19 protein-coding genes and 1 tRNA gene are annotated in these 20,043 nt (G+C 67.4%); 4 read left to right on the top strand and 16 right to left on the bottom strand.

Annotated features, from left to right (window positions below; all coding sequences use genetic code 11):
* Positions 1-50 precede the first annotated feature (50 nt).
* From LVY72_RS18195 to gcvH, 5 genes are all read right to left on the bottom strand, one after another.
* Positions 51-644 (bottom strand): MerR family transcriptional regulator, encoded by a 594-nt coding sequence (locus tag LVY72_RS18195; RefSeq protein WP_237824220.1) that lies wholly within the window; start codon positions 642-644, stop codon positions 51-53.
* 243 nt (positions 645-887) lie between these two features.
* A complete protein-coding gene (locus LVY72_RS18190) occupies positions 888-1,397 on the bottom strand; it encodes a bifunctional nuclease family protein (protein WP_237824218.1) in 510 nt (169 codons plus the stop codon).
* 11 nt (positions 1,398-1,408) lie between these two features.
* Positions 1,409-2,128 carry a transcriptional regulator FtsR gene (gene ftsR, locus LVY72_RS18185; protein ID WP_237824461.1) on the bottom strand — a complete coding sequence of 240 codons (720 nt, stop codon included), beginning with the start codon at positions 2,126-2,128 and terminating at the stop codon, positions 1,409-1,411.
* 33 nt (positions 2,129-2,161) lie between these two features.
* A complete protein-coding gene (locus LVY72_RS18180) occupies positions 2,162-2,638 on the bottom strand; it encodes an FHA domain-containing protein (protein WP_237824215.1) in 477 nt (158 codons plus the stop codon).
* A gap of 100 nt (positions 2,639-2,738) precedes the next feature.
* Positions 2,739-3,125 (bottom strand): glycine cleavage system protein GcvH, encoded by a 387-nt coding sequence (gcvH, locus tag LVY72_RS18175; protein WP_237824214.1) that lies wholly within the window; start codon positions 3,123-3,125, stop codon positions 2,739-2,741.
* Positions 3,126-3,249: 124 nt separating this feature from the next.
* On the opposite strand from gcvH, the gene LVY72_RS18170 reads away from it, so the two are divergent.
* Both LVY72_RS18170 and LVY72_RS18165 read left to right on the top strand, forming a co-directional pair.
* Positions 3,250-3,795, top strand: coding sequence for a hypothetical protein (locus LVY72_RS18170; RefSeq protein WP_237824212.1), 546 nt, complete (start codon positions 3,250-3,252; stop codon positions 3,793-3,795).
* Between the two features lie 49 nt (positions 3,796-3,844).
* Positions 3,845-4,675, top strand: coding sequence for a class II glutamine amidotransferase (locus LVY72_RS18165; RefSeq protein WP_237824210.1), 831 nt, complete (start codon positions 3,845-3,847; stop codon positions 4,673-4,675).
* 69 nt (positions 4,676-4,744) lie between these two features.
* Here the strand turns inward: LVY72_RS18165 and LVY72_RS18160 are convergent, their stop codons facing one another.
* The 10 genes from LVY72_RS18160 to LVY72_RS18115 all read right to left on the bottom strand — a co-directional run bounded on the left by LVY72_RS18160 (position 4,745) and on the right by LVY72_RS18115 (position 15,390).
* Positions 4,745-6,346 (bottom strand): MFS transporter, encoded by a 1,602-nt coding sequence (locus LVY72_RS18160; RefSeq protein WP_237824208.1) that lies wholly within the window; start codon positions 6,344-6,346, stop codon positions 4,745-4,747.
* 287 nt (positions 6,347-6,633) lie between these two features.
* A tRNA-Pro gene (locus tag LVY72_RS18155) sits at positions 6,634-6,707 on the bottom strand.
* Positions 6,708-6,840: 133 nt separating this feature from the next.
* The gene (der, locus tag LVY72_RS18150; protein WP_237824206.1) at positions 6,841-8,391 is read right to left on the bottom strand and encodes a ribosome biogenesis GTPase Der; all 1,551 of its coding nucleotides are present in this window, start codon (positions 8,389-8,391) and stop codon (positions 6,841-6,843) included.
* A 29-nt stretch (positions 8,392-8,420) separates the two neighbouring features.
* Positions 8,421-9,125 (bottom strand): (d)CMP kinase, encoded by a 705-nt coding sequence (cmk, locus tag LVY72_RS18145; protein ID WP_237824205.1) that lies wholly within the window; start codon positions 9,123-9,125, stop codon positions 8,421-8,423.
* Positions 9,122-10,240 carry a prephenate dehydrogenase gene (locus LVY72_RS18140; RefSeq protein ID WP_237824195.1) on the bottom strand — a complete coding sequence of 373 codons (1,119 nt, stop codon included), beginning with the start codon at positions 10,238-10,240 and terminating at the stop codon, positions 9,122-9,124. The genes cmk and LVY72_RS18140 overlap by 4 nt, the downstream gene beginning before the upstream one ends.
* Before the next feature lie 3 nt (positions 10,241-10,243).
* Positions 10,244-11,317, bottom strand: coding sequence for a pseudouridine synthase (locus tag LVY72_RS18135; protein WP_237824193.1), 1,074 nt, complete (start codon positions 11,315-11,317; stop codon positions 10,244-10,246).
* Positions 11,318-11,371: 54 nt separating this feature from the next.
* Positions 11,372-11,992 carry an SMC-Scp complex subunit ScpB gene (gene scpB, locus LVY72_RS18130; protein ID WP_237824191.1) on the bottom strand — a complete coding sequence of 207 codons (621 nt, stop codon included), beginning with the start codon at positions 11,990-11,992 and terminating at the stop codon, positions 11,372-11,374.
* Positions 11,985-12,890 (bottom strand): segregation and condensation protein A, encoded by a 906-nt coding sequence (locus LVY72_RS18125; RefSeq protein WP_237824177.1) that lies wholly within the window; start codon positions 12,888-12,890, stop codon positions 11,985-11,987. The genes scpB and LVY72_RS18125 overlap by 8 nt, the downstream gene beginning before the upstream one ends.
* Positions 12,890-13,774: a ParA family protein gene (locus LVY72_RS18120; protein WP_269092666.1), complete on the bottom strand. Its 885-nt coding sequence runs from the start codon at positions 13,772-13,774 to the stop codon at positions 12,890-12,892. Before LVY72_RS18120 ends, LVY72_RS18125 begins: the two co-directional genes overlap by 1 nt.
* Positions 13,775-13,962: 188 nt before the next feature.
* Positions 13,963-15,390 carry a cation:dicarboxylate symporter family transporter gene (locus tag LVY72_RS18115; RefSeq protein ID WP_237824173.1) on the bottom strand — a complete coding sequence of 476 codons (1,428 nt, stop codon included), beginning with the start codon at positions 15,388-15,390 and terminating at the stop codon, positions 13,963-13,965.
* A 151-nt stretch (positions 15,391-15,541) separates the two neighbouring features.
* Here LVY72_RS18115 and LVY72_RS18110 point away from each other — a divergent pair, with 151 nt between their 5' ends.
* Both LVY72_RS18110 and LVY72_RS18105 read left to right on the top strand, forming a co-directional pair.
* Entirely contained in the window at positions 15,542-17,233 is a 1,692-nt protein-coding gene (locus tag LVY72_RS18110; protein ID WP_237824171.1) for a sensor histidine kinase, read from the top strand.
* Positions 17,230-17,937: a response regulator gene (locus tag LVY72_RS18105; RefSeq protein WP_237824169.1), complete on the top strand. Its 708-nt coding sequence runs from the start codon at positions 17,230-17,232 to the stop codon at positions 17,935-17,937. The genes LVY72_RS18110 and LVY72_RS18105 overlap by 4 nt, the downstream gene beginning before the upstream one ends.
* Positions 17,938-17,971: 34 nt before the next feature.
* Here the strand turns inward: LVY72_RS18105 and LVY72_RS18100 are convergent, their stop codons facing one another.
* Positions 17,972-19,906 carry an AMP-binding protein gene (locus LVY72_RS18100; RefSeq protein WP_237824154.1) on the bottom strand — a complete coding sequence of 645 codons (1,935 nt, stop codon included), beginning with the start codon at positions 19,904-19,906 and terminating at the stop codon, positions 17,972-17,974.
* Positions 19,907-20,043 lie beyond the last annotated feature (137 nt).

Here is a 20,043-nt window from a genome sequence, read left to right as displayed (position 1 = left end):
GCTGGTTGCCTCCCTCACCCGTATTCAGTTCATTCGTCCGGCTGCAGCCCTTAGCTGATCCGGCGCGCTGCCCGGCGGCGGCTCAGTTCATCCTCCGGGAACTCCTGCTCCATCGCATGTTCGCTGGGCAGTTGTGCCAGGCTGCCCTCGACTTCCCGCCAGACGCGTCCAACGGCGATGCCGAACACGCCCTGGCCGCCCTGGACCAGGTCGATCACTTCGTCCGCCGAGGTGCACTCATATACACTGGCGCCGTCGCTCATCAGCGTGATCTGGGCCAGGTCCTCCACTCCGCGTTCGCGCAGGTGCTCGACTGCGGTGCGGATCTGCTGCAGCGATACACCGGTATCCAGCAGCCTTTTCACGACCTTAAGAACCAGGATGTCCCGGAACCCGTACAGCCGCTGCGTACCGGAACCGGAGGCGCCGCGCACGGCAGGCTCGACCAGGCCCGTACGGGCCCAGTAGTCCAACTGACGGTAGGTGATGCCGGCGGCTTTGCACGCCGTCGGGCCTCGGTAGCCGGCATCTTCATCCAGAACCGGAAGGTCCTCGGTGAACAACAATCCTTGCGCGCTGGCCGGTACGGCTGCGCCCCGTTTCATGGCGTGCGAGGCTTTCCCTGCATCACCTTTAGGACTCACGTGAACCCTCCTTGTAGAAGTTCCCCCCGGGTAAGTCAGCACCGCCTGCATCAACACGGTTTGAACTAAGTGTGCTCTCAGATGACTGCCGGTGCAACGGGAACTGTATTCTTCGACGTTAGAACGGCGGGGGCCCGCGGTCAAAGACGCTGGGACTTTCAGCTGCGGCGTGTCGCGCGGTGTGTCGGCCGGGAAGCGCACCCGGGGCCTTGACAACCGCGGAAACCGGGAAATTTCGAGCCGCTACTTCTCGAAATCCTCCGGTTCGACGTCGGCCAGGAATTCACGGAACTGGCGCAGCTGTTTTTCCTCGTTCTCGTTCTCGCCCTCGCCACTGCCATCCTCGTCGTCGTCGACCGCCTCGGCGATCTTGACGCCGGCGTCTTCCATGACTTCCTCGGCGCAGTAGATCGGGCAGGGCACACGCAGGGCGACCGCCAGCGCATCCGAAGCCCGCGAGCTGACGGTATTGCCGCCGTCGAACACCAGTTCGGCATAGAACACGGTGTCCCGCACGGCCACCAACCGCACCTCGGTGACGGCCCGGCCAAGCTCACGGACCACATCGACCAGCAGATCATGCGTCATGGGCCGCGGCGGCGTGATGCCCTGCTGGGCAAAGGCGATGGCACTGGCCTCCGGGGCTCCGATCCAGATCGGGATGTGGCGTTCGCCGTCCTTTTCCTTCAACAGGACCAGCGGCTGGTTGGAAGGCAGTTCGATCCGCACTCCCACAACCTCGACTTCGAGCATGGCTCCTCCGATCAGCGGTCCAACCTGGCAATATCGCCGTTCACCAAGGCACTGTGCAGCCTCAGGCACAGTCCGCTGATTTCCTTTGCTGTCTCGGCCGCACGGGCCTTGGAGGCCACGTCCCGGCGGGACGCCAGCGGTGCCACTGCGCCCTCGACCAGGTCCATCTGCCGGTCCGCCGCAGCCCGGAAGCTGCGCAGGTGGCGGGGTTCGATGCCATGCGCCTGCAGTTCGACGCAGGCCTTGACCACACCGAGCGCGTGCTCGTCGTAGCCGGACTCCTGCTGGTGCAACAGGCCGTAGCCGAGCAGGTCCGCCATCAGCTCCTGGCCGGCACCCGCCTTCGCGCCCAGTTCGGCCAGGCTCAGGGCCCGGCCCCGGTCGGCGAGCTCCCGGGACAGTTGCTCCGAGACCACGCGGGGAGTCAGTGCCATGCCGCCAGGCAGGGCCTCGGGCCGTTCGCCCCGGTCGATGGCGTCCAGGTAGTCCTTAATCACCTTCAGCGGCAGATACTGGTCCCGCTGCAGGGCCAGGACGAAGCGCAGCCGCTCGACGTCCAGGTCGGTGTACTTGCGATAGCCGGCGGGCGTACGCTGCGGCGAAATCAGGCCCTTCTCCTCGAGGAACCTGATTTTCGACGCGCTGATCTGCGGAAAATCCCCGCTGAGCTGCTGCAGGACCTCCCCAATATTCAGGACTCCGTTCCGATGGGAATCCCGTCCGGTGCCCAGCGCACGCCGAGCCGGCTGCGAGGCAGGCACTGCCTAGTCCTGCCCCTTGGGGACGGCAGCGCCCGCGTAGTAGGTCAGGCGGAACTTGCCGATCTGGACCTCGTTGCCGGTGCGCAGTTGCAGGCTGTCCACCCGGTCGTTGTTGACGTAGGTGCCGTTCAGGCTGCCCGAATCCACCACCATGAAGCCCTCAGCATTGCGGCGGAATTCGGCGTGCTTGCGCGAAACCGTGACATCGTCCAGGAAGACATCTGCCTCCGGATGGCGGCCGGCGGTGGTGACATCCTGGTCCAGCAGGAACCGGGCGCCCATGTTCGGTCCGCTGTGCGCGATCAGCAGCGCGGAACCTGCCGGCAACGCGTCGACGGCGGCTTCCTCTTCCGCGGACAGCTGCGGCTTTCGGGCAGGGGCCGCCGTCCGCGGCGGCATACTGATGGAAGTGGTCTCCGGCACAGGCTCCGAAGCGGCCGCGTCTTTGCCGCCTGCTGCATTATGCTCTGGCCCCACCATCAAAATGTCCTCCCCTAGGAATAGCGTCGAAAGCGGCCACCCGGCCCGGACCGGGTGGCCATTAGTTGTTTACGGCTGGCTAATAACGGCCCCGGTAGCTCTAGCCTACCTGCTGTTCGTACTCGGAGGCACTGAGCAGCGAATCGACCGCGTCCGCTTCCGCCAGCCGGATTTCGACCAGCCAGCCATCCCCGTAGGGATCGGAGTTGATCAGCGCCGGATCCGTGTCCAGGGCCTCGTTGCGGGTCACCACTTCCCCGCTTACCGGGGCGTAGATGTCGCTGACGCTCTTGGTGGACTCGACCTCACCGACGACATCGTTGGCCACGATACTGGCACCGTTCTCGGGCAGCTGCACGTAGACCACGTCGCCCAACGCGTCCTGGGCAAAATCGGTGATGCCCACACGCACCACGCCATCATCGTCCGTGGGCGCTACCCATTCATGTTCGGCGGTGTAGTGCAGATCTGCGGGGACGTTGCTCATCTGATGCCTTTCTCGCGCCGTTATTTCTGAGCTGATGCTGCTCGGTGGCGGCAAAGGTCCGCACCACCGCTGAAAGTATAGGCATACCGCCGTCCCAGCCGCCCACATCTGCCATCATGGCGGTATGGGCTTCGAAGCGGGCTTCACCGAGGACCGCCCCAAGGTCCCGTGGCAGACCCGGGCGGCGCCGGCGGCCCTGCTGCTGGTGCCCGTGATGCTTGCCGGTGCCGCTATATCCACGCCGCTGCCGGTGTGGTGGGCCACCCTGATCGGCAGCCAGGTGGGCGGGGATCAGATAGGCGGGGACCCTGGCGGCAGCATCCTGGCGGGCATGTGCTACGGCTTCACCTTTACCTTGCTCCCCCTCCTGCTGGCGTGGCGGGCCCGCGGCGACCGCCTCGGCGGGGCGTGGAAGGCAGCGATCCTTGCCGCAGCACTGGTGCTGGCCGCACCGAACCTGCTGACTGCAGGCATCGCCGCCGGCCCCTCCGGCAGCGCCTATCAGGCCCGCCGGATCTTGGGCGTCCAGGCGGCCTGGTTCACCACGTGGACACTGTATTCGGCCATCGCAGCTGCCCTGATGTTCACGGCAACCGTAGTGTTGTGGACAGCATGGCGCCGCGGCAGAACCTTGGAGCGAGCCGGCCGGAAGATCATCCGGCGGGGATGATCCGCCGTCTGCCCTGGCATGGTGCAATCGCTTCGGAAGGGACGATAACATGTGCCGCTGGCTCGCATATTCCGGCTCACCAGTGAGTGTGGGCGACCTCCTCTATAAACCCACCAATTCGCTTGTCATTCAAAGCAAGCATTCCCGGATGGGCGCCGAAACCACCAACGGGGACGGCTTCGGCGTCGGCTGGTACGGAGCGTTGGCCGAGCCCGGCATGTTCCACAGCACGGAGCCGGCCTGGAACGACCGCAACTTGCACGAACTCGCCTCGCACGCAAGGTCCGGCCGGGTCTTCGCGCACATCCGTGCCTCCACCGGTTCGGCGGTCCAGCAGACGAACTGCCACCCGTTCCGCCATGGCAACTGGCTGTGGATGCACAACGGACTGATCAGGGATTTCGCCACGGTCAAGCGCGATCTGGTCTTCGCCGTCGCTCCCGAGCTCTACCCCGGGATCGAGGGCTCGACAGACTCCGAGGTGTTCTTCTACCTGGCGCTGACCTTCGGCTTGGAACAGGACCCGCCGGCAGCGATCGCAGCCGCCGTCGGACTCATCGAAGAAACCGGACGGCGCCACGGCGTCGAACACCCGATCCAGATGACGGTGGCAACGACCGACGGCAACGCCACTTGGGCCGTGCGCTACTCCAGCGAAGGCCAGTCCCGGACACTCTTCCACAGCACCGATATCTCCACGCTGCGCGCACAATACCCGGACTACCCGCTCCTGCACGGGCTTTCCGACGATACCCGGCTGGTGGTTTCCGAACCCCTGGGGGATCTTCACGGAGCCTGGCAGGAGGTGCCGGAGTCCAGCTGCATCACGGTGAGGGGCGGCGAGGAAGAGCTGCAACCGTTCAAGCCCGCAGCTCCCTAATCCGTTATCCCGCGAAGCGACCGGCCCTGTGCCGGCCCCTTCGCCGTCGGCCCAGTCTCCGGATCCGGCCTAGGTCCCGGTGGCGGCGGAACCTGCATCCTCCGCGTGGTAGCGGCGCAGGAGCTCCTGCTCGACGTCACGGCGCGGGAACATAAAGAAGACGAGCAGAGCACCCAGCACGATCGCGATGAGGCCCGCCAGATAGGCCCAGTCGTCGCCCGCCAGGAATGAAGCCTTCGCCGCGGCGATGATCTGGTCGGCGTACTGCGGATACTGCTGCGCGGTCACCTCGGCCGATGCGAACGACTTAGTCAGCTCGGCCTGTACGTTGGCGGACACCTGGTCGGCGTCGGGCGAGGCCGCGATGGTGGCGAAGAACGCCGAAGCATAACCGGCGGTGAGCAGGGCGCCGAGGATCGACTGCATGATCGCCCCACCGAGGTCGCGTTGGAGGTCCGCAGTACCGGACGCCATGCCCGCGCGGCGGACCGGTACGGAACCAGTCAACGAGTGCGACGCCGGGGTTCCGGCGAAGCCGACCCCGATACCGATCAGGGCGTACGCGATCCCGACCTCCCAGTAGCTGCTGTCCTCCTGCCAGAGCAGGAGCATCGCGAGGAAGGCGAGGAACAGGAACACGTAGCCGATGAGCAGTGTCGTCCGGGCGCCGTGGGACTCCACCAGCTTGGCCGAGCGGGGGGCCACGAGCACCATGAACAGGACGGCCGGCAGGAACGCGGCGCCGGCCTCGACCGTGGAATAGCCCAGCACGTTTTGGAGGTACTGCTGCGAAATGAAGGCGGACCCCATCAGCGAACCGAACACGATGATGCCGGCGCAGGCAGCCACCCAGAAGGTACGGCGGCCTGCGATGTGCAAGTCGTACAACGGGTTGGGTGCGCGCCGCTGGCGGAGGACGAACGCCAGCGTCGCCGCGAGCGCAATCAACGCCAGCCCCAGCACCAAGGTCCCCTTGCCGGGCACCGGAGCGAAGTTGATGGCCAGGACCAGGCCCGCGACGAGCACCACCGAGAGGATGCCGCCGAGGTTGTCCACCGGCTCGGTCGACTCGTTGACGTGGGCGGGAACGAACAACCACGCCATGATGAGTGCCACCACGGCCAGCGGCAGCGTCACCAGGAACACCGACCCCCACCAGAAGTGTTCCAGCAGGGCACCGGCGGTCAGCGGCCCGAGCGCCGATATGGCCCCGCCGAGCGCCGACCACAACGCGATGGATTTCGTCCGCGGCGGCCCCGCCCACAGGGCGGTGATCAGCGCCAGAGTGGTGGGATAGGCCATGCCGGCCGACAGGCCGCCGAGGATGCGTGCCAGCACCAGCACGCTGTCGTCCCAGGCGTACGCCGCGAGCAGGCAGGCGGGCACGGAGAGCAGGATGCCCAGGAGCAGCAGCAGCTTGCGCCCGTACCGGTCGCCGACCGCGCCGAAGTAGAGCACCGACGCCGCGAGCCCCAGGGAGTAGCCGACCGCGATCAGGTTGAGCGTGGTCTGCGAAGAGTCGAACGCCTTCCCGATCGAGGGCAGGGCGACGTTGGCCACGGATAGGTTCAGGTTGGCTACGCCGGCGACGATGATCAGGGACGCTAGAACGAGCGGGGCCCGCGCCGGGGCCTCGCGCAGCACGTCGCCTTGCGCTTCACCTCTCGACATGGAGACCTCCAGACAAAAGTTCCGCCTGATGAAGTCTTGTCCGATCCGCTTCGGTGTGCCTCATCCCCTTGGGATGACCTGGAGGGCCAGCCGGCGCCCCACCCCCGGCCCCCTCCCCCGTGAACTTGGGCGGGATAGATGCTGTTATCCGGCCGCATTACTGCATCTATCCCGCCCAAAATGAGTGGGGAGAGGTGAGGTGTGGACTGCGGCGGCCGCACACATCGTCTGGAAACGGCTAAAGGCCGCCAACCAGTATTTCTACTCGTCGACGGCCCTTCTCTTTGTCGGGTTGACAGGATTTGAACCTGCGACCCCCTGACCCCCAGTCAGGTGCGCTACCAAGCTGCGCCACAACCCGAAACCATTGCCCGTCACGGCCCTTGGGCCGTCCGAAGCAACTAGATAACAATAGCCGATGGGCGGGCCGATTCGAAAATCGGCCCGCCCATCGGGTGTGTCCGGGTTTTGCCCTTCGGCTGCTTCCTGCGCGGCTATTTCTTGCGCGGTCGTTTTTCGCGCACGCGCATGCTGATTTCGATCGGGGTCCCCTCGAAGCCGAAGGTCTCGCGCAGCCGGCGGGTGATGAAGCGGCGGTAGCCTGGATCCAGGAACCCGCTGGTGAACAGCACGAACTTCGGCGGCCGGCTGGACGCCTGCGTGCCGAAGAGGATGCGCGGCTGCTTGCCGCCGCGCACCGGGTGCGGGTGCGCCGCCACGAGCTCGCCCAGGAAGGCGTTCAGGCGCCCGGTGGGAATGCGCTTGTCCCACGACTCCAGCGCCTTGTCCAGGGCCGGCACCAGCTTGTCCTTGTGCCAGCCGGTCTTGGCCGAGAGGTTCACCCGCGGGGCCCAGTCCACATGCGCCAGGTCCTGCTCGATTTCGCGCTCCAGGTACCGCCGGCGGTCGTCGTCGAGCAGGTCCCACTTGTTGAAGGCCAGCACCAGGGCTCGGCCGGAGTCGATGGCCATCTGGAGGATGCGCACGTCCTGCTCGGCCAGCACCTCGTCAACCGCCAGCAAAACGACGGCGACCTCGGCCTTGTCCAGCGCCGACTGGGTCCGCAGCGAGGCGTAGAAGTCCGCGCCCTGCTGCATGTGCACCCGGCGGCGGATACCGGCGGTGTCCACGAAACGCCAGGTGCGCCCGCCCAGTTCGATCATTTCGTCTACCGGATCGCGGGTGGTTCCGGCCTGCGGATCCACCACTACCCGCTCGCTGCCGGCCAGCTTGTTCAGCAGCGAGGACTTGCCCACGTTCGGCCGGCCCAGCAGGGCCACCCGGCGGGGGCCGCCGGTGCGGGCGATGCCGCCGTAGGCAGAATGCTCGGGCAGCACCTCCATGACCGCGTCCAGCATGTCCGCGGTACCGCGCCCGTGCAGCGCGGAAACCGGATACGGCTGGCCGAAGCCCAGCGACCACAGGGCCGCCGAGTCGGACTCCTGGACCATGTCGTCCACCTTGTTGGCCACCAGGATGACCGGCTTCTTCTTGCGCCGCAGCATCCGGACCACTGCCTCGTCGGTGGCCGTGGCGCCCACGTTGGAATCGACGACCAGCAGCACGGCGTCGGCCATGTCCGCGGCGATCTCGGCCTGGTCCGCCACCCGGGCGTGGATGCCCTTGGCATCGTGTTCCCAGCCGCCGGTGTCCACCAGCGTGAAATTCCGCCCGTTCCAGGTCGCCGAGTAGCTCACCCGGTCCCGGGTGACACCCGGAGTGTCCTCGACCACGGCCTCGCGCCGGCCGATGATGCGGTTGACCAACGTGGATTTGCCCACATTCGGCCGCCCGACAATGGCCAGCACCGGATCCAGCTGCAGCTCGGCATCTTCGCCGGCTTCCTCGAACCGGCCCTCGAGCAGGGCGGCGTCCTCCTCGTCCAGCTCGTAGTCGGCCAGCCCGGCGCGCAAGGTGGCCGCGCGCTGCTCGGCCGCCTCGTCGTCGAACTCCTCGAGGTGTTCGGCGATATGGTCCTCGCCTTCGGGCTGGTATTCGTCGCCGAAGTTGTCCTCGCCGGGATTGCCGGATTGGTTCGCGCTCATGGTTGGGGTGCCCTTCTGGCTGGGGGTGGTCAGCGGGTGGCCCGGCGGATAACCGCCAGCACCGCGTCGACCGTTTCATCAAAGTCAAGATCGGAGGAATCCACCGTGAACACGCCGTCGGCGGCCTCGTGGAAGTTCACGACGGCGGAGTCCTTGGCGTCCCGGGCCAGCACCTGTTCCTGCAGGGCCTCGGCGCTCTGGGTGCCGCCCAGCTGCAGGCCGCGGCGGCGCAGCCTGGACTCCTCGCTGGCGGTCAGCAGGATCCGCACCTCGGCATCCGGGGCCACCACGGTGGTGATGTCGCGGCCCTCGGCCACGATCCGGCGGCCGGAGTCAGCGATGATCTGCTTCTGCCGGCGGATCAGTTCGGCGCGGGCGCCCAAGGTGGTCGCCACGGCACTGACAGATTTGGAGATCTCCGGTTCGCGGATCGCCTCGGTCACGTCGCGGCCGCCCACGGCCACCTGCTGGCGGTCCGGGTTGGTGCTGATGCCCAGGTCCACTTCCTCGCAGGCGTTTTCGACGGCGGCAGCGTCCTCCAGGTCCACGCCGGTGGCCAGGCAATGCCAGGTGACCGCCCGGTACATGGCGCCGGTGTCCAGGTACGCGGCCTTGAGGCGGCGCGCCGTTTCGCGGCTGACACTGGATTTGCCCGATCCGGACGGGCCGTCGATGGCGACGACCAGAGGCTTGCCCCACCGGAACGTCGTCATATCCGTTTCAGCCACACTCATTGCAATACCTTCCATCCGTGCGTGCTCAAGTAATCGACCAGCTGCTGGCGCTTGCCGGGCAGGACCGAAATTTCCACCATACCCACATCCTGTCCGGCGGAGTGGTCCAGGCGCAGGTCTTCGAGGTTGATGCCCTCCTCGCCGATCTCGGTGAGCAGGCGGGCGATCTGCCCGGGCCGGTCGTCCACCAGCACCGTCAGCCAGGCGAAGGCCTGCGGCGGACCGCCATGCTTGCCCGGGATCCGGGCCTGGCCGGCATTGCCCTCGCTGATCAGTTGGGCCAGGTCCAGCCGGGCGCCGTCGGCCTCGGGATGCTCCAGGGTGTTGATCAGCCGGTTCAGGTCCTCGCGGACCCCGTACAGGTGCGTGACCAGCCGCGGGGCGTTGGCCCCGAGGATCTGTACCCACAGGGCCGGATCACTCGCGGCGATCCGGGTGACGTCGCGCAGTCCCTGGCCGGACAGCGACAGGGCATGCGCCGGGGTGTCCTGCAGCCGGCTGGCCAGCAGCGAGGACATCACCTGCGGCAGGTGGGAGATCAGCGCCACGGCGCCGTCGTGCTCCTCGGCCGACATCTGGGACACCAGTGCGCCCAGGTCGATCGCCAGTTCGCGGGCGGTCTTGACCGCCTCCGGGGCAGCCAGGTCGGACGGGCAGAGCACCCATGGCATGGAGGTGAACAGCTCGCCGCGGGCGGCCACCGGTCCGGACTTCTCCCGTCCGGCCATCGGGTGGGTGCCCACGTAGCGGGCCAGGTCCTGCGCCGAGAGCGCCGTGTCCTGCCGCAGTTCGGCCAGCACCGCGGCCTTCACGCTGGCGATGTCGACGACGACGGCGTCCGGGTACCGGCGCAGCGCCTCGGAGACCACGCGGGCGGTCACGTCCGGCGGCGCGGCGACGACGACGAGCTGCGGCGCAGTGCGGTCCTCCGGGGCCAGGATGCGGCCGGCACCGATGTCCTGGGCTACGGCCTGGGCTGACGGCGACGGGTCGGACAGCAGCACTTCGATGCCGCGGGCGCGCAGGCCCAGTCCAATACTGGTGCCGAGCAGCCCGGTGCCGAGCACCAGCACCGGCCCGGCCAGGTGGGTGGCATGGTTGTTGGTTACGGTCACCGGCTACATCCCGACCAATGCGAGCAGGTGGCCGACCTCCTGGCGGCCCAGCGCCCGGATGCTGCCCTGGCGCTGGTTGCCCAGGCCAATCGGACCAACCTGGATGCGCACCAGGCGCTCCACCGGGTAGCCGACGGCGTCGAACATGCGGCGCACGATCCGGTTCTTCCCGGAGTGCAGCACCACTTCCACGAGCACGTGGCCGGGCACCGAGTCCTTGAGCTTGAAGCTGTCGACCGTGGCGATGCCGTCCTCCAGTTCGATCCCCTGCTTCATCTGCGCGCCGATGCCCTGCTCCATCGGCCCGCGGACCTGGACCAGGTAGGTCTTGGGCACCTCGTAGGACGGGTGGGTCAGCCGGTTGGCCAGTTCGCCGTCGTTGGTCAGCAGCAGCAGACCCTCGGTGTCCTGGTCCAGCCGGCCCACATGGAACAGGCGTTCGCCCCGGTGCTTCTTCAGGAAGTCGCTGATGCAGCGGCGTCCTTCGGGGTCCTCCATGGTGGAGACCACGCCCCGGGGCTTGTTGAAGACCAGGTACTTCAGCGACTCGTCTGTCTGGATCCGCATGCCGTCCACATGGATGACCGCCTTGGCCGGATCCAGGCGCACGCCCAGTTCGCGCACCACGGCGCCATCCACCTCGACGCGGCCGGCCTCGATCATTTCCTCGCAGACCCGGCGGGAGGCCACGCCCGCGGAGGCCATGATCTTCTGCAGCCGCACGCCCTCGGGGTTGTGCACGTCCGAGGTTTCCCCGTGCCCGGTACGCACCTGCTTGGGACGGTTGCGCACCGGTCCGAGGTTCTGCCCGAACCGTTCCTGGCCGTACGCCCGGGGCCCTGCCGGCTTGCCGCCGGTCCGCGCCGCCTTGCCGGCCTTGCCGGGTTCAGGTTTGCCGGCCTTGCCTGCTCCCGGCTTGCCGGTTCCGGATTTCCCGGCTCCGAATTTCCCGGCTCCGGATTTTCCGGACGGGAAGCCGGACCTATTCGAGGAGCTAGTGGAGTTCGTGGACTTGCGCGGCCCGTTGCCGCCGCGGGGGGTGTTGCGGCCGGAACCTGAGCGGGGCGCGTTGGTCATGGTGGATCCTTAGGTTGGAAAACTGTTCTGCTGCCCTTGGACGGTCCAGGGACGTCAGGGAACCAGGTCGTCGAAGTCGCCCAGGTGTTCCAGCCCGGGCAGATGCGGGGCCAGTTCGGGCAACTCGGAGAGGTTTCCTATCCCTAATCTTTCCAGAAAATAAGCAGTGGTCCGATACAGCACCGCTCCGGTCTCCGGATGGGTGCCCGCTTCGGCGATCAATCCGCGCTGCAGCAGGGTGCGCACGACGGAGTCCACGTTCACTCCGCGGATGGCCGAAATCCGTGCCCGGGCCACCGGCTGGCGGTAGGCGATCACGGCCAGGGTTTCCAACGCTGCCTGCGTCAGCCGGGCGGTCTGGCCCTCCCGGACGAAGCGCGAAACCACCGGTGCGAATTCGCTGCGGGAGAAGATCCGCCAGCCGCCGGCGATGCTGCGCAGCTCGAAGCCGCGCGGCACCTGCGTCCGGCGGCCGTCATACTCGTCCTGCAGCTCGCGCAGCAGCATCCGCACCCGGACCGGGGAAAGACCCAGCGCCTCCCCCAGTTCGACGTCGGTGGCCGGTTCGTCGATCACCATCAGTACCGCTTCGAGCGCGGCCTTGGCGCCACCGGGCAGGCTCGCCAGGTCCGGCATTGCCTCGCCGGGTCCGGCCGTGCCGCTGTCCTCAGCCATTGCTCTCCTCTGGTTCCGCTTCCGGTTCCGCTGCTGGTTCCGCCGGGGCCTCGTCGTATTCTTCGCTGAGCCGTTCGGTGCTCCACGCTGAATCCGGCCCGATCCAGCGCACCGTCAACTCGGCCAGCGGGGACTGCTGGTCGAAGGCCACCACCGCCTCGCGGAAGAGTTCCAGCAGAGCCAGGAAACGTGCCACCACGATCAGTGTGCCCTCGGCGTCGGCGGTCAGCACAGCGAAGCTCTGCGGGCCGCCGGTGCGCAGCCGTTCGGCCAGGATGCCTGCCTGTTCCTTGACGCTGACCTTGGGCGCATGCAAATGGGCCAGGCCCACCTCGGTGGGGGCCGGCGGCTTCGGCTCCATGGCCTTGGCCGCCAAGGCGGCAAACGCGTGCGGCGAGGTCCGCCAGATCAGTTCGGGCAGCAGGGCCGCGAACTGCGGTTCCAGGGACACCTGCCGGGGAAAGCGCGCGGCTTCTCCCGCCAGCCGGCTGCCCATCATGGCGGCAATACCCTTGAAGGCCTTGTACTGCAGCAGCCGGGCGAAGAGCAGGTCCCGGGCCTCGAGCAGGGCAACGTCCTCCTCGTTCTCCACTTCGCCGGACGGCAGCAGCTTGGCCGCCTTCAAATCCAGCAGGGTGGCGGCAATCACCAGGAATTCGCTGGCCTCGTCCAAGGCCCAGTCCTCGCCCTGGGCGCGCAGCCGGCGGATATAGGAAATGAACTCGTCGGTGACCTGGGCCAGGGCGACCTCGGTGATGTCCATTTCATGCTTGGCGATCAGGCCCAGCAGCAGGTCGAACGGGCCGGTGAAATTCTCCAGCGTGACCTCGAACCCCCGCGCCGTTGCGTCCGCGGCCGGTTCCAGCGGCTCCTCCGCCACCGGCCCCGGCCCGTTCATCAGGGAGCGCCGCCGCGGCTGATCAGTTCGCGGGCCAGCTGGCGGTAGGCCTCCGCACCGGCATGGGTGGCGGCATAGGAGGTGATCGGCTCCGCCGCGACCGTAGCGTCGGCGAACTTGATGGTGCGCTTGATGACGGTCTGGAACACCTTGTCCCCGAAGGCCTCGACCAGCCGGCCGATGACTTCGCGGCTGTGCAGCGTCCGGGCGTCGTACATGGTGGCCAGCACTCCGTCCACCTGCAGCCCCGGGTTCAGCCGGTCCTGGACCTTGTCGATGGTTTCCACCAGCAGGGCCACCGCACGCAGCGCGAAGAACTCGCAGATCAGCGGGATGATGACGCCGTGGGACGCGGTGAGCGCGTTGACCGTGAGCAGGCCCAGCGACGGCTGGCAGTCGATCAGGATGACGTCATACTCATCCGATACCCGGCGCAGCGCGCGCTCCAGGACCTGCTCGCGGGCCACCTCGTTGACTAGCTGCACCTCGGCCGCAGACAGGTCGATATTCGCCGGCAGCAGGTCGATGTTCTCGAACTCGGTGGTCAGGATGGCCTCGCGGATATCCGCTTTGCGGTCCATCAGCACGTTGTAGACGGTCATTTCCAGCTCGTGCGGATTGGTGCCGAGCCCGGCGGACAGGGCACCCTGGGGATCGAAATCCACCAGCAGGACCCGCCGGCCCGCTTCGGCCAGGGCTGCGCCGAGATTGATGGTGGACGTCGTCTTGCCGACGCCGCCCTTCTGGTTGACCATGGCGATCACCCGGGCCGGACCGTGGGAGGATAGGACGGGCGGTTCGGGAAAGTCGGTCAGCGGACGGCCGGTCGGTCCCAGCACAGCCTCTTCCGGCTCCTGCAGAATGGTCGAACCCTGTTCGCTCATCACCTATGTATCCCAGCTTCCATCATTGCGCGGCTGCTCTTCCTCGGGTCAAGATTACAGCTACCTGCAGGCATCGTGCGGATATCGGCAGAACGCCCGGCGAGCCTTCAAGCTCAGGTTGAACTACAAGGTTTAAACTGCGGCGGCGCACGCCCGGTCCGGACGTGCGCCGCCGCACCGCTGCCGCGTTAGCGTGCGGCGGTGACCAGACGGCTGCTGTCCGCCGGCACCGGCTCCCCCGACACAGCATCTTCCAGCCCAATGTCTTCCGGCGCGTCGTCGGCCGGGCCGTGTCCGGCGTTCATGGTGGCCTCGTCGAAGGGCAGCCGGCCGGCCAGCACCTCGTCCACGCGGCTGCGGTCGATTTCCTTGGTCCAGCTGCCAATGAGTACCGTGGCCACGGCATTGCCGGTGAAATTGGTCAGCGCCCGGGCCTCGGACATGAACCGGTCGATGCCCACGATCAGCCCCACCCCGTCGACCAGGTCCGGCCGGTGCGACTGCAGCCCGCCGGCCAGCGTGGCCAGTCCGGCGCCGGTGACCCCGGCGGCGCCCTTGGACGCGATGATCATGAAGACCAGCAGCGAGATCTGCTCGCCTAGGGCCAGCGGCTTGTTCATGGCCGAGGCCACGAACAGGGCCGCCATGGTCAGGTAGATCGCGGTGCCGTCCAGGTTGAACGAATAGCCGGTCGGCACGGTGACGCCGACCACCGGCTTGGACACCCCCAGGTGCTCCATCTTCGCGATCAGCCGGGGCAGGGCCGCCTCGGAGGACGAGGTGGAGAAGATCAGCAGGTATTCGCGGCCCAGGTACTTCATCAGCTTGAAGATGTTCACGCCGGTAAACAGCTTCAGGATGCCGCCGAGCACCAGCACGATGAACAGGATGCAGGTGATGTAGAAGGCGATCATGAGCGTGGCCATCCCGACAATCGCATTGACGCCGGTGGCGCCGACGACGGCGGCAATGGCACCGAACGCGCCGACCGGGGCCAGCCACATGATCATGATCAGGATCCGGAACACCAGCGCCTGGATGTGCCCGATGGCGCGCAGGACCGGCTTGCCGGCCGGGCCCATCTTCTGCAGCGCGAAGCCGACCAGCAGGGCCACGAAGAGCGTCTGCAGGATATTGCCCTCGGTCAGCGCGGACAGCAGCGAGGTCGGGATAATGCCCAGGATGAAGTCCGAGGTGCCGTGGCCCTCGGACGGTTCCGCTGCATAGGCAGCCCCGGCCAGGTTCAGGCCTTCGCCGGGGTGGATCAGGTTGCCGACCACCAGTCCGATGGCCAGGGCGAAGGTGGACATGATCATGAAGTAGAGCAGGGCCAGGCCGCCGACCTTGCCCACGGTGGCGGCCTTGGCGATCGACCCGACGCCCAGCACGATGGTGCAGAAGATGATCGGGGCGATCATCATCTTGATCAGGGCGATGAAGCCCGTGCCCAGCGGCTTCATGGCCTGCCCCGCCTCCGGCGCCACCAAACCGAGGACGGCGCCCAGCACCACCGCGGCGATGACGGCAATGTAGAGGTAGTGCGTCCTGTCCTTCCTGCGCTTTGGCTGCGCCGGAGGAACCTTCTGCGCTGATGCTTCGGAAACAGACGATGCCATGGGAGGGCTCCTGGAATGGTCTACGCTGGCCGGGACCCTCCCGGCCATGCCCACTATGTTCCGGGTCACAGTGGGCGCGATCACTATTGAGTTCATACTGTTCACTGGCAGGCACGACAACGGATAGGAGGCGCGGGTGGGGAAATGGAGCGTGGCAGCCCGCATCTTCGCCGGCCAGCTGCTGCTGGTCGTGCTGATCACAGCGGCGGTGTCCACCGTGCTGTTCCTGGATGCGCGCCAGCAGAGCTATGACCGGACGGCACAGCGGATGCTCTCGGTGTCATCGGCGATAGCCGACAATCCGTTCGTCCTCAAAGCCGTCCAGTCGCCGTCGCCCACAACGGCGCTGCAGCCCTATGCCGAGGCCGTCCGACGCGACGCCCCGGTGGACTTCATCACCATCATGGCTCCGGATGGCACCCGTTTCACGCATCCTGATCCGCAGCAGATCGGGCGTAAATACATTGGCAGCATCGACTCCGCACTGCGGGGCCAGCCGGCAACCGAGGAGTTTGCCGGCGCCCTGGGACCTTCGATCAGGGCCATCGTCCCGGTCAAGGACGCGGCCGGAACGGTCAAGGCCCTGGTCGCCGCCGGCGTGACCGTCACCAATGTATCCGTGGCAGCGAATGCGCGCCTGCCCTTTGTCATCCTCACTGGCGCGGGCCTCCTGGTCCTGTCCTCCACGGCGTCGTGGCTGCTCAGCAAATACCTGCGCCGGGTCACCCTCGGCTGGGGTCCGGAGCAGCTCTCCAGCATCTTCGTTTCCTACGATTCGCTGCTGCATTCGGTGCGTGAAGGCCTGCTGATGGTGGACAACCAAGGCCGCCTGGTGCTGTACAACGACCATGCGGCCCGGCTGCTGGGACTGCCGCTGCGCGATCCTGGCAGTCCCCCGATGGAGGTCGCCTCGCTGCCACTGCCGCAGGACCTCCGCCAGCTGCTGCTCAGCGGCCGCCCGGCCCGCGACGAGCCCTACGCCACCGAGGACAGGATCCTGGTCGTCAGCCAGGATCCTGCGCTGCGCGCCAGCCGGCCCGGCCCCCGGGCGGCGAAGCCGGCCACCGCAGAACAGCGGCTGGGCACCGTGGCCATCCTGCGGGACCAGACCGAAATCCAGTCCCTGGCCGGAGAGGTCGAATCCATGCGCACTTTGGCCGGCGCCCTGCGGGCCCAGACCCATGAACATTCGAACCGGCTGCACACCATCGTCTCGCTGATCGAACTGGGCCGCGGCGACGAAGCCCTGCGGTTCGCCGCGCGCGACCTGCAGCAGTCCCAGCAGCTCACGGACGAGGTGGTGGCCGCCGTCGACGAGCCATTCATCAGCGCACTGCTGGTGGGCAAGGCGGCGCAGGCGAACGAGCTAGGCATCAACCTCACCATCACGGCCGGCAGCACCGGCCCGGCCGGCACAGCCGCGCCTGCCACCGGCAAGGGACTGGACCCGGCGGACCTGGTCACGATCGTGGGCAATCTGCTGGACAACGCCTTCGACGCCGTCAGCGCGCCGGCTGCCGGTGCCCCGGCTTCCAGTCCCGGTCCGGCCCCGGAGAAGGAGGTTTCCGTTGATTTCCTGAGCACGCCGGACCGGCTGTGGATCGAGGTTCGCGACAATGGACCGGGGCTCTCCGGCGAGGCGCTGGAAAAGGCTTTCGAGCTGGGTTACAGCACCAAGCCCGCCGGCACCCAGGGGCGCGGCATCGGGCTGGCCCTGGTGCGCCAGGCGGTCAGCCGGCTGCACGGGGAAATCACCGTGGCGCACGACGACGGTACCGTCTTTTCGGTCGGCCTGCCCTTGCGCGGGCATCCGGCCCCGGCACCGGAAGGCGGGCAGGCATGAGCGGCCGCATCCGTGTGCTCGTGGTGGAGGACGAGGAGATTGCCGCGGAAGCCCACGCCGAGTACGTGCGCCGCCTCGATGGCTTCGAGGTAGCCGCCGTGGCGCGGACCGGCTCCGACGCACTGGCACTGCTCGGGCTTTCCCAGTCCCGGCAGGCGGACCAGGTGGCGGTGGACCTGGTCCTGCTGGACATGAACCTTCCGGACTTCCACGGACTGGACATCCTGCGCAGGATCCGCGGAGCGGGCCTGCCCGTGGGGGTCATCGCCGTCACGGCGGTGCGTGAACTGCCGATGGTGCGCAAGGCGATTGCCTCCGGCGTCGCCCAGTACCTGATCAAGCCCTTCACCTTCGCGGCCTTCAGCGACAAGCTGCACCATTACCGCCAGTTCCGCGAAAGCTTGGCCCAGCACGGCGGAGACACCACCCAGACGGCGGTGGACATGGCTTTTGCGGCCCTGCGCACGCCGGGTCCGGCAACGATGCCGAAGGGGCTTTCCGAAGACACGCTCGGCAGCGTCATCGACCTGCTCAAGGCCGGCGACCGGCCCGTGTCCGCCGTCGAAGTCAGCACCGGCCTCGGGATCTCCCGGGTGACCGCCCGGCGCTATCTGGAGCACCTCGCGGAGCAGAACACGGTGCTGCGCACGCCGCGCTACGGAACCCGCGGCCGCCCCGAATTCGAATACCAATGGCGGCGCTGAGATTGGGTGCCGTGATTTGGCGCTGCCGCGCCGGTTACGGCCGGAGCACGCGCAGCAGGTCCTCGAGCACCGAGGGGTCCTCGATCGTCGACGGCACACTGTACTCGTCGCCGTCGGCCATCTGGCGCATCGTCTTGCGCAGGATCTTGCCCGAGCGGGTCTTGGGCAGCGCCTGGACCACCTGGACGTCCTTGAAGTCGGCCACCGGCCCGATGTGCGACCGGACCAGTGCCACCAGTTCCTGCCGCAGCTGGGCCTCGCCGATGTCCGCCCCCTGCTTGAGCACCACGTAGCCGCTGGGACGCTGCCCCTTGAGCGGATCCGCCACCCCGATCACGGCGCATTCGGCCACCGACGGGTGCATGGCGACCGCCTGCTCCATGGCGCCGGTGGAGAGCCGGTGTCCGGACACATTGATGACGTCGTCCGTGCGGCCCATGACGAACAGGTAGCCGTCTTCGTCCAGGTAGCCGGAATCCCCGGTGGTGTAGTACCCGTCGAAAATCGCCAGGTAGGACTGGATGAAGCGCTCATCGTTGCCCCAGAGGGTGGCCAGGGTCCCCGGCGGCAGCGGCAGCTTGATCACGATGTTGCCCTCGACCCCGGCCGGGACCGGCTCACCGGCCCCGTCCAGCACCATCACCTGGTAGCCGGGCACCGGCACTGACGGGGACCCGGGCTTCAGCGGAAGCTGCTCCAGGCCGACGGGATTCGCCGCGATGGCCCAGCCGGTCTCGGTCTGCCACCAGTGGTCGATCACCGGAACCCCCAGTGCGGCACCGGCCCACTGGCAGGTCTCCGGGTCCAGCCGCTCCCCCGCGGCGAACAGGGTGCGCAGGCTGGAGATGTCGTAATCCTTGACCAGGGCGCCCTCCGGGTCCGCCCTGCGGATCGCGCGCAGCGCCGTCGGAGCGGTGAACAGCACGTTGACTTTATGGTCCTGGACCACCCGCCAGAAGGCGCCGGCATCCGGAGTGCCCACGGGCTTGCCCTCGTAGAGCACGGTAGTGGCCCCGGCCAGCAGCGGACCGTAGACGATGTAGGAATGCCCCACCACCCAGCCCACGTCCGAGGCCGTGAACATCACGTCACCGGGACCGACGTCATAGATGTGCTTCATGGACCAGGCCAGGGCGACGGCGTGGGAGCCATTGTCACGGACCACACCCTTGGGCGCCCCGGTGGTTCCGGAGGTGTAAAGAATGTACAGCGGGTCGGTGGCGGCCACGCTCACCGGACCTGCCGGTTCGGCTTCGGCCGCCAGCCGGTCCCAATCGTGCCACTGTACAGCGTGCGCAGTGCTGTCAGCATGTGCAGTGCCGGCAGCCTGGCTGCCGCGGTACTCGTCGACCGTGTGCTGGAACCCGGCGCGGGCCTTGACGATCACGTCCGACACCCGGTGGCCGGCGAGCGCGAGCGCCTCAGCCACCGCCGGCAGGTATTCGATCCGGCGTGACGGTTCGATCCCGCCGCTGCAGGTGACGATGGCGGCCGGACGCGCGTCGTCGATGCGGGCGGCCAGCTCGCGCGGGGCAAAGCCGCCGAACACCACCGAGTGCACGGCACCGAGCCGGGCCGTTGCGAGCATCGCGACAATGGCTTCGGGCACCATCGGCAGGTAGATCACCACCCGGTCGCCGCGGCCGATCCCGCGGGCGGCCAGCACACCGGCGAAAAGTTCCACTTCCCGCAGCAGTTCGGCGTAACTGTAGCTGCGCCGGGTACCGAGCATGGCCGAGTCGTAGACCAGCGCGGTGGCATCCCCCCGCCCGGCAGCGACGTGGCGGTCCAGGGCATTGACGCTGGTGTTGAGCATGCCGTCCGGAAACCAGCGGTAGAGGGGCGCCGCACTGTCGTCCAAGGCCTGCCGCGGAGCAACATCCCAGTCGACGGCGGCCGCCGCCTGAAGCCAGAACCGTTCCGGTTCCCGGCAGCTGGCTTCGTACACGCTCTGGTAGCTGGACTCCACGGGTAGCTCCTTCGGCTAGCGATTGTGATGCAGCTCATATTATGCGGCCTGAGGGGTCGAAACAAGAGTTGTGTATACATAGTTGGGATTTTTCTCGAGTTTTATTCGCACAACCCTTGCTGATAGGGATTTTGTGT

Origin of the sequence: Arthrobacter hankyongi, from assembly GCF_022012395.1 — a bacterium.
GTDB lineage: Bacteria > Actinomycetota > Actinomycetes > Actinomycetales > Micrococcaceae > Crystallibacter > Crystallibacter hankyongi.
Note: the sequence above shows the minus strand (reverse complement) of the source record. Positions and strands in the feature narration are given on the sequence as shown.